Source organism: Halorubrum trueperi, from assembly GCF_042662525.1.
In the GTDB taxonomy this organism is placed as follows: Archaea; Halobacteriota; Halobacteria; order Halobacteriales; family Haloferacaceae; genus Halorubrum; species Halorubrum trueperi.
The window spans coordinates 125,294-133,508 of the sequence record NZ_JBHSXI010000010.1 but is presented as its reverse complement, the minus strand read 5'-3'; the positions used below and the strand labels follow the sequence as shown (position 1 = coordinate 133,508).

The 8,215-nt window shown below is 66.1% G+C and carries 9 protein-coding genes; 2 read left to right on the top strand and 7 right to left on the bottom strand.

The features are described 5' to 3' along the window. Nucleotides 1–547 precede the first annotated feature (547 nt). The 7 genes from ACFQEY_RS09800 to ACFQEY_RS09770 form a co-directional block, all read right to left on the bottom strand. Nucleotides 548–1,723, bottom strand: coding sequence for an inorganic phosphate transporter (locus ACFQEY_RS09800; protein ID WP_379767885.1), 1,176 nt, complete (start codon nt 1,721–1,723; stop codon nt 548–550). Between the two features lies 1 nt (nt 1,724). Continuing rightward, the gene (locus ACFQEY_RS09795) at nt 1,725–1,853 is read right to left on the bottom strand and encodes a DUF7859 family protein (protein WP_379767882.1); all 129 of its coding nucleotides are present in this window, start codon (nt 1,851–1,853) and stop codon (nt 1,725–1,727) included. 115 nt (nt 1,854–1,968) lie between these two features. Beyond that, complete coding sequence (locus ACFQEY_RS09790) at nt 1,969–2,235, bottom strand: hypothetical protein (protein ID WP_379767879.1); 267 nt, start codon at nt 2,233–2,235, stop codon at nt 1,969–1,971. Nucleotides 2,236–2,252: 17 nt separating this feature from the next. Next, entirely contained in the window at nt 2,253–2,861 is a 609-nt protein-coding gene (locus ACFQEY_RS09785) for a metallophosphoesterase (protein WP_379767876.1), read from the bottom strand. A gap of 24 nt (nt 2,862–2,885) precedes the next feature. Continuing rightward, nucleotides 2,886–3,374 carry a DUF7346 family protein gene (locus tag ACFQEY_RS09780; protein ID WP_379767873.1) on the bottom strand — a complete coding sequence of 163 codons (489 nt, stop codon included), beginning with the start codon at nt 3,372–3,374 and terminating at the stop codon, nt 2,886–2,888. A 170-nt stretch (nt 3,375–3,544) separates the two neighbouring features. Continuing rightward, nucleotides 3,545–3,901 carry a DUF7322 domain-containing protein gene (locus ACFQEY_RS09775; RefSeq protein ID WP_379767870.1) on the bottom strand — a complete coding sequence of 119 codons (357 nt, stop codon included), beginning with the start codon at nt 3,899–3,901 and terminating at the stop codon, nt 3,545–3,547. Between the two features lie 149 nt (nt 3,902–4,050). Next, nucleotides 4,051–4,224, bottom strand: coding sequence for a DUF7331 family protein (locus tag ACFQEY_RS09770; RefSeq protein ID WP_379767867.1), 174 nt, complete (start codon nt 4,222–4,224; stop codon nt 4,051–4,053). Between the two features lie 101 nt (nt 4,225–4,325). Between ACFQEY_RS09770 and ACFQEY_RS09765 the strand changes: the two genes are divergently transcribed. Both ACFQEY_RS09765 and ACFQEY_RS09760 read left to right on the top strand, forming a co-directional pair. After that, nucleotides 4,326–7,130 (top strand): DNA-directed DNA polymerase, encoded by a 2,805-nt coding sequence (locus ACFQEY_RS09765; RefSeq protein WP_379767864.1) that lies wholly within the window; start codon nt 4,326–4,328, stop codon nt 7,128–7,130. 133 nt (nt 7,131–7,263) lie between these two features. Then, nucleotides 7,264–8,184 carry an ABC transporter ATP-binding protein gene (locus tag ACFQEY_RS09760; RefSeq protein WP_379767861.1) on the top strand — a complete coding sequence of 307 codons (921 nt, stop codon included), beginning with the start codon at nt 7,264–7,266 and terminating at the stop codon, nt 8,182–8,184. The last annotated feature ends 31 nt before the right edge of the window (nt 8,185–8,215 follow it).

Below are 8,215 nucleotides of genomic sequence, written 5' to 3'. Positions count from 1 at the left end.
GCGGACGGTCCGGACGAGGCTGGGGAGGGGTGAGGTGCGGGGCTGTGCGGTCCGCGAGTGAAACGAGCGGGAGTACGGGAGTCGCAGTGCCGAGCGGAGCGAGGCGACCAAGGCGAGACCGAAGGTCTCGCTTGCTCACGCGGTGAAACCGCGTGACCATCTTCCGGTGGTCCGGGCTGGGACTTCGGAGGCGGTCACCGTTTATCTCCAATCAATCACTTAAAAGCGAGCGGCAGCGAGGTGCGGAGCGCCTCTGGCAGCGAGGGACACAGTCCCTCGGGCAACCGAGCTTCGCCCGGTGACAGCCGGACGCAGTCCGACGACTGGGACTTTCGAGGTGTTCACCGCGTCCCCTCCAGCAACGATTTTTAAGCGGTCGGCTGGGGGTATTAGACGTATTTTCCGTCGAGCAGTCAGCAACAATCTATTTATAAATAAACGTCTACCGCGCGACGATCCGGTCCTCCTCACACCACGAACTGACTCCTCACACCACGAACTGACTCCTCACACCACGAACTGACTCCTCACACCACGAACTGACTCCTCACACCACGAACTGCACAGCCGAGTAGACGCCGAATCCGAGCGCGAGCGATCCGACGAGTGACGCGACCCACGCGAACACGGTGTAGCCCATCTTCGCCCGGCTCACGCCGGCGTCGCCCGCGGCGTACCCGGCTCCAACGATCGCCGAGACGATGATCTCGTTGAACGAGACGGGGATCCCGAACGCGACCGCGGCCTGCGCGATCGCGAACGAGGGGATGAGCGCCGCGATAGACCGACGCGGGCCCATCGAGGCGTAGTCCTGGGCGATCGCCTTGATCATCCGCGGCGCGCCCGTCCACGACCCCACCAGTAGGCCGGTACCGCCGCCGACGAGCAGGGCCCACAGCGGGACGCCGACGTCGCTGAAGATCGGGACGAGCGGCCCGATCGCGAGGCCGACCTGCGATCCGCCGGCGGAGAACGCGACCAGACCGCCCATTACGAGGAGGAACCGCCGCTGTGCGCCCTCGCGGTCGCGGCCGAGGTCGGCGTACACCCCACCGGCGACGACCGCGGCGATCGCAATGGTGACGACCGGCGTACCGATACCCCCGATACCGAGGCCGGGGGCGAGCGCCTCCGACAGCGACACCTGTTCCCCCGCCGGGCCGAGCAGCGCGAATCCGACGTTCGCGACGATCGCTCCCACGACTCCCGCGAGCCCGGCGGTGAGCGCTCGCTCGGGAAGGGCCTCTCCGATGAGCGTCCTGGCGACCGCGTAGGCGACGCCGCCGCCGACGAACGGCGTGAGCACCCACAGCGTGAGTATCTCGACGTACTTCGGCCACGCTGGGTCGCCGCCCATCGCGAGGCCGACGCCGACGACCGCGCCGGTGACGGTGAACGCGGTCGCGATCGGGTACCCCGCGAAGACGCCGATCGCGACGAGGACGGCCGCGGTGATCAGCGCCACGATGGCCGCGCCGGCCGTGAGCGTGACGCCGCCGATCAGCTCGGTCCCGACCGCCTCGGTCACGTTCGCGCCCTGAAGGATCGCACCGAACAGCCCCAGCACGCCGACGATGAGCCCGGCGCGCATCACGGAGATGGCGTTCGCGCCGACGGCCGGAGCGAACGGGGTGGACCCGGAGGAGCCGGCACCGATCGACCACGCCATGAAGAGGCTTGCCGCACCGGCGACTCCGAGGGTGAGGACGGTGGCGACGACCATCTTATCGCTGTCCGTCCTCGTACCCCTCGCGAAGCCCCGTCACGGTGCGACGAACGAGCAGGAACCCGAAGAAGAAGAGCCCCAGCAGGGCGACGAGGATGACGACGAACAACGGTTCGACCGGAAGCATACACTCGAATCCGTCGGGACGGGGTTATGCGTTTCGGCAACCCGCTCGGCGGCGCGGGACGGAGCCCCCGCCGTTGACTAAAACGTACCTTTGTCCATAAGCTACTTATAAGCTATCACCGGCGTAAGGTGTCGATGCGACCCCCGCTTCGGCCCTCATCCACGGTCGAACGCCGCTCCACCGTTCGAACCGGGGCGCGACCGATCTCGTTCCCGCGGAGCCCCTCGCGATCCGCCACTCCCCCCGCTCGTCCGTCGGTCTCCGCCGGTGAACGCTCCCCCTGCCCTCTCGCGACGGTCGCCCCGTTTCCGGTGGCGGCGGCGCGGTCCGGGGCGTCGCGGTCGCCCGCCGATCCCCCGTCGGCGGGTCGGCTTTTCTCCACACCGCGACGCGTTCCGACTACGGGTCGATCCGGAACTCCTCGAAGACGTCACCGTCGGGAGTGACGAGTCGCCCGCGGAGGCCTGCGCCGCCGTCGCTTTCGTTGGCCGCGTCGCCGTCGTCGTCGCCTGCCCCGTCATCGTCTGCCCCGTCGTCGCCTGCCCCGTCGTCACCTGCCCCGTTGACGGACGCCGGTTCGAGCTCCGCGTGCGCCGGGCGGTTCCCCCGCGGCTGGGTGTGGCTCCCGGGATTCAGGATCGGCAGCCCGCCAGAGTCGTCGAACCGCGGCCGGTGGCTGTGTCCGCAGATCACGGCGTCGGCGTCTCGACCGCGACCGAGCATGATCAGTCCGGTGTCGCCGCTGCGGTGCCGGTGAGTGACAGCGAAGCGGACGCCGCCGTACTCGATCGTGCGGACCTCGGGGAGCCGGTCGCGGATCGTCGCATCGTCGTTGTTGCCGTAGACCCCGCGAAGGGTCCCCGACGCCGACTCGAACGCGTCGAGGACCGGAGCGCGGTAGAAGTCGCCGGCGTGGACGACGAGGTCGGCCTCGCGGACCGCTTCGAGCGTCCGACCGCGTAGCTTCGACCCCTCTCGCGCGTGCGTATCGGAAACGACGACGAGCATGCCCGCCCTCAGTGCCCGTCGGATTTAACGATCGCCATCAGCACTGCCAACCTCACCACCACCGCCATCCGCACCGTCACCCTCAGCGTTATCGCCCCGTAACAGCCCCATCGCCTCGGTCGCGACCGGGGTCGCCTCGTAACCGCGCCGTCCGGCGACGTCGACCTCGGCGATCAGACCGGCCGCGCGGAGCTCGGTGACCGTCCCGTGGAGGTCGGACTCGCACATGTCGGTCGCGTCGAGCAGGTCGATCACGGGGGTCGGCCCCCCGTCGACGACCACCGCGAGAAGCCCGAGCGACCGATCGTCGCGGACCGCCCGGAGCGTGCGACGGATCGGGGTCGGTACTCCCGAGGCCGCGGTCGCAAGCGGCGACTCCCCGTCGACGACGGAGAGTTCGTCGTTGTCGACGTACCGCTCCTCGCCGGTGACCGGATCCCGCACTCGACTCGACTCGGCGGAGCGTTTCACGAGGAGGTACGTCTCGCCCGCCGCGTCACGAACCGTCTGCATGGATCGGAATGAGCGGTCGCTCGGGCATTACGCTTCCGGGGCCTTCGCGTCGGTGGCGGCCTCCAATTAGTCGCTACTGTCTCCGGCTCGTCTCTACTGTCTCCGGCTCGCCGCCGCTGCCGCCGGCAGGTCGTCACTGCCTCCGGTTCGTCGCCACCGGCGTCTTTCCCTCAATCCGACTCGTCGGCGTCCCGCGCTCGATCCCACGCCCGGTACGTCTGGTAGGTTCGAACGCCCGCCAAGAGCCCGGTGACGGTCAGGACCGGACCGATCCGCGACCACCCCTCGAAGTACCACACCATCGGGCCGAGCGCGACGAGGAGCACCGCGGCGTTGGCGTAGACCACGGCGACGACGAACGCGCGGAGGGTCCCCGTATCCACGTCGCTCGCACCCTCGAAGTCCCCGTCGTCGTCGAACGTCTTCACCGAGGGGGCCTCGGGGATCTCCGGGGTCATCTCGCGCTCGGCGTCGGAACTCTCGCCGACGGAGATCTCGCCCTCATCGTCCTCGTCGAGGCTGAACACGCCGAGGCGTACGCCGCGCCGGGGCAAAGGAGTTCCGTCCGGAGCCGAACAGCGGAGCGAGGGCACCACGAACGGCGGAGCGAGGGCACCCCGTCCGGTCGCAAGCGCCACGGCTACGAACCGGAGCGGAACGAGCGGACGGACAGCCGTCAGGTCGCGTCGGCCAGTCGGACCGTTCGGCTCGCCTCAACCCACGCGAGCGGGTTCGCGGCGTCGAAAAGCACCACGTTCCCGTCGTCCTCGTACACCTCCACTTCGGCGTCGACCGCGTCGCGACCGGCCGGGCGAGACTGCGTGGATTCAGAGCGTGGGTCCGAAGACATGGACCATGGTATGGAGTGGCACATTATATGCCTTTCCGTGGCGGGGGTCCTCGCCGCACCCGAAAGCCGAGTTTTTTAGCCGGGTGTGCCGAAGGGCGCGTATGACTCAGTCGGGGCTGTCGGACTTCTCGTCGTCTGGAGATGCGAGCGACGGGTCGGGAGACGGCGCGGAGGCCGAACGGAACGATCTCGCCGCCGAAGAGGCGGCCGTCGTCGCCGGCGGCGGACGCGGACGCGTCAGCGACGTGATCGACGTCGACGAGGCGAAGTTCCCGGAATCGACCGGGACCGTCGAGCTGATGATCACCCAGATCGACTACGCGGTCGAGGGCTACGGCAGCGACGAGTACCCGGTCGTCCACGTGTTCGGTCGGCGGCCGGCGGAACACGTCGACGGAGACGTCGATCACGACGTCCGCGAACACATCCGCGTGCTGGGCGTCGAGCCGTACTTTTACGTGCCGACCGCCGACATCGACCGCGATCCGGTCGAGGAGTACGACGTCGTGATCGGGACGCGAGAGGAAGCACCCGACGGCGAGCCGTACGAGAGCATCCGCGGCGAGCCGCTCACCCGGATCGTCACCCGCACGCCCCGCGACGTGGGATCCATCCGCGACGACTTCGCGACGAGCTTCGAGGCGGACATCCTCTTCCCGAACCGGTTTCTGATCGACAACGGGATCAACGGCGGGATCCGCGTCGAGGAGCGGCGACTCGACGACGGCTCCGACGCGATTCAAGTCCACGAGGGAATGCTCGAACCCGCCGAAGTCGACGCCGATCTCCGGGTAAACACCTTCGACATCGAGGTCGACGACCGTCGGGGTTTCCCCGAGGACGGCGAGGAGCCGATCATCTGTCTCACGAGCCACGACTCCTACGAAGACGAGTACGTGGTCTGGTTGTACGACGCTCCCGAGGCCGAGCTCCCGCCGCCCGAGGACCTCCCCGACTACGAGGGGATCGCGAGCGACGGAAGCGAGGAGATTGCCTTCACAGTTCGAACCTTCGAGGAGGAGGCCGCGATGCTCGACGCGTTCGTCGACTATGTCGACGAAACCGATCCCGACCTGTTGACGGGGTGGAATTTCGAGGACTTCGACGCGCCGTACGTCCTCGATCGACTGGAGGTTCTCGACGACGGGAGCCGGTACGACCTCTCGATCGACCGTCTCTCCCGCATCGGTGAAGTGTGGCGATCCGGCTGGGGCGGCCCGGACATCAAGGGCCGAGTCGTCTTCGACCTGCTGTACGCCTACAAGCGCACGATGTTCACGGAACTCGAGTCGTACCGGCTCGACGCGGTCGGCGAGCGCGAACTCGGCGTCGGGAAGGAGCGCTACACGGGCGACATCGGCGATCTCTGGGAACAGGACCCCGAGCGCCTGCTGGAGTACAGCATCCGCGACGTGGAGCTGTGCGTCGAGATCGACCGGAAACAGGACGTGATCGCCTTCTGGGACGAGGTGCGCACCTTCGTCGGCTGCAAGATTGAGGACGCGCCGACCCCCGGCGACACCGTCGACATGTACGTCCTCCACAAGGCGTTCGGGAAGTTCGCGCTCCCGACGAAGGGCCAACAGGAGTCGGAAGACTTCGAGGGCGGTGCCGTCTTCGACCCGATCACGGGCGTCAAGGAGATGGTGACGGTCCAAGACCTGAAGAGCCTCTACCCGATGTGCATGGTGACGATCAACGCCGGCCCGGAGACGAAGGTCGATCCCGCGGAGTACGACGACGAGACGTACGTCGCGCCCAACGGGACGCACTTCCGAAAGAAGCCGGACGGGATCATGCGCGAGATGGTCGACGAACTGCTCTCCGAGCGCGAGGAGAAGAAAGCGCTCCGGAACGACCACGAACCCGGCACGGAGCCGTACGAGCAGTACGACCGACAGCAGGCTTCTGTCAAAGTAATTATGAATTCACTCTACGGCGTAACGGGATGGGATCGATTCCGTCTCTACGACAAAGAGGGCGCAGCAGCGGTCACAGCGACCGGTCGAGAGGTCATCGACTTCACAGAGGAAGCCGCGGAGGAACTTAATTATCAAGTATCTTATGGAGATACGGATTCCGTCATGCTGTCGCTGTCCGACATGTCGAAGGAGGAGGCGATCGAGACCTCCTTCGAGATAGCGGACCACATCAACGAACGATACGACGACTTCGCGCGCGAGGAGCTGAACGCCGATTCCCACCGCTTCCAGATCGAGTTCGAGAAGCTCTACCGGCGGTTCTTCCAGGCCGGCAAGAAGAAGCGGTACGCCGGCCACATCATCTGGAAGGAGGGGAAGGACGTCGACGACATCGACATCACCGGGTTCGAGTACAAGCGCTCCGACATCGCGGGCATCACGAAGGAGGTCCAGCAGAACGTCATCGAGACGATCGTCACCGGCGACGACATCGACGAGGACATGGAGGAGGTGAAGTTGTACCTGGTGGACGTGATCGCGCGGGTACTCGACGGCGACGTCGACCTCGACGAGATCGGGATTCCCGGGGGGATCGGGAAGAAACTGGACGCCTACGAGACGCCGACGGCGCAGGTGCGCGGGGCGAAGTACGCGAACCACATGCTCGGTACCAACTTCGGGAGCGGGTCGAAGCCGAAGCGGCTGTACATCGAGAAGGTCCATCCCGATTTCTGGGAGCGGATGGAAACGGAGGCTGGGCTCGACCCGCAACGCGACCCGCTGTACGGGGAGTTCAAGCGGGATCCGGACGTTATCTGCTTCGAGTACGCCGACCAGGTTCCCGCGGAGTTCGAAGTCGACTGGGAGAAGATGCTCGACAAGACGCTGAAGGGCCCGATCGAACGCGTCATCGAGGCGCTCGGAATGTCGTGGGAAGAGGTGAAGACGGGCCAAGAGCAGACGGGACTCGGCTCGTTCATGTAGTCAGACTTCATTTTTGAAAATATATTTTGTATAGTAGAAAAACTCCCTCTGTTTTTTAGAGAATCTACGGGGATATTCGTAAGCATTAACCGCCTCAACCACCAGTATCGAGACACGAGGCACGAGACTACATATGGCAACTCTCGAAATCAACGACCTTCGGGCACGAGTGGCCGAAGAGGGCGGTGAACGCATCCTCCGCGGGGTCGACCTGATCGTCGAATCCGGTGACATCCACGCGCTGATGGGGCCGAACGGCTCCGGGAAGTCGACGCTCGCAAAGGTCATCGCCGGCCACCCGGCCTACGAGGTCACCGGCGGCGAGGTTCTGCTTCATCTCGACGAGGCGGACGTCGAGGACGTCGACGCCGATCTCGACGACGACGATTACCACTGGGAGCTGCTCGAACTGGAGCCCAACGAGCGCGCCGCGCTCGGCATCTTCCTCGGGTTCCAGTACCCTGCGGAGATCGAGGGCGTCACCATGACGAACTTCCTCCGGCAGGCGCTCAACGCCAAGGCGGACGAGCGCGAGGAGCTGTTCGAGGACGAAGACGAGGAGGAGGCCGACGCCGACGCCGACGACGCGGGCTACGACACCTCCCCGATGGAGGGGCCCGCCGATGACGGCGAGCTCGGCGTCGCCGAGTTCCAGGAACTCCTCTCGGAGAAGATGGGGCTGCTCGACATGGACGAGAAGTTCATGCAGCGCTACCTCAACGCCGGCTTCTCCGGCGGCGAGAAGAAGCAGAACGAGGTGCTCCAGGCTGCGATGTTAGAACCCGTCGTCGCCGTGCTCGACGAGATCGACTCCGGGCTCGACATCGACCGCCTGCAGGACGTCTCGAAGGGGATCAACGCGCTGCGCGACGAGCAGGGAACGGGCGTCCTCCAGATCACCCACTACCAGCGGATTCTCGACTACGTCGAGCCCGATCACGTCCACGTGATGTTGGACGGCGAGGTCGTCAAGAGCGGCGGGGCGGAACTCGCCGAGAAGCTCGAAGACAAGGGGTACGACTGGGTCCGCGAGGACGCGTTCGAGGCGGCGTAACCACAAATGGTCACGCAACAGGAATAAACGC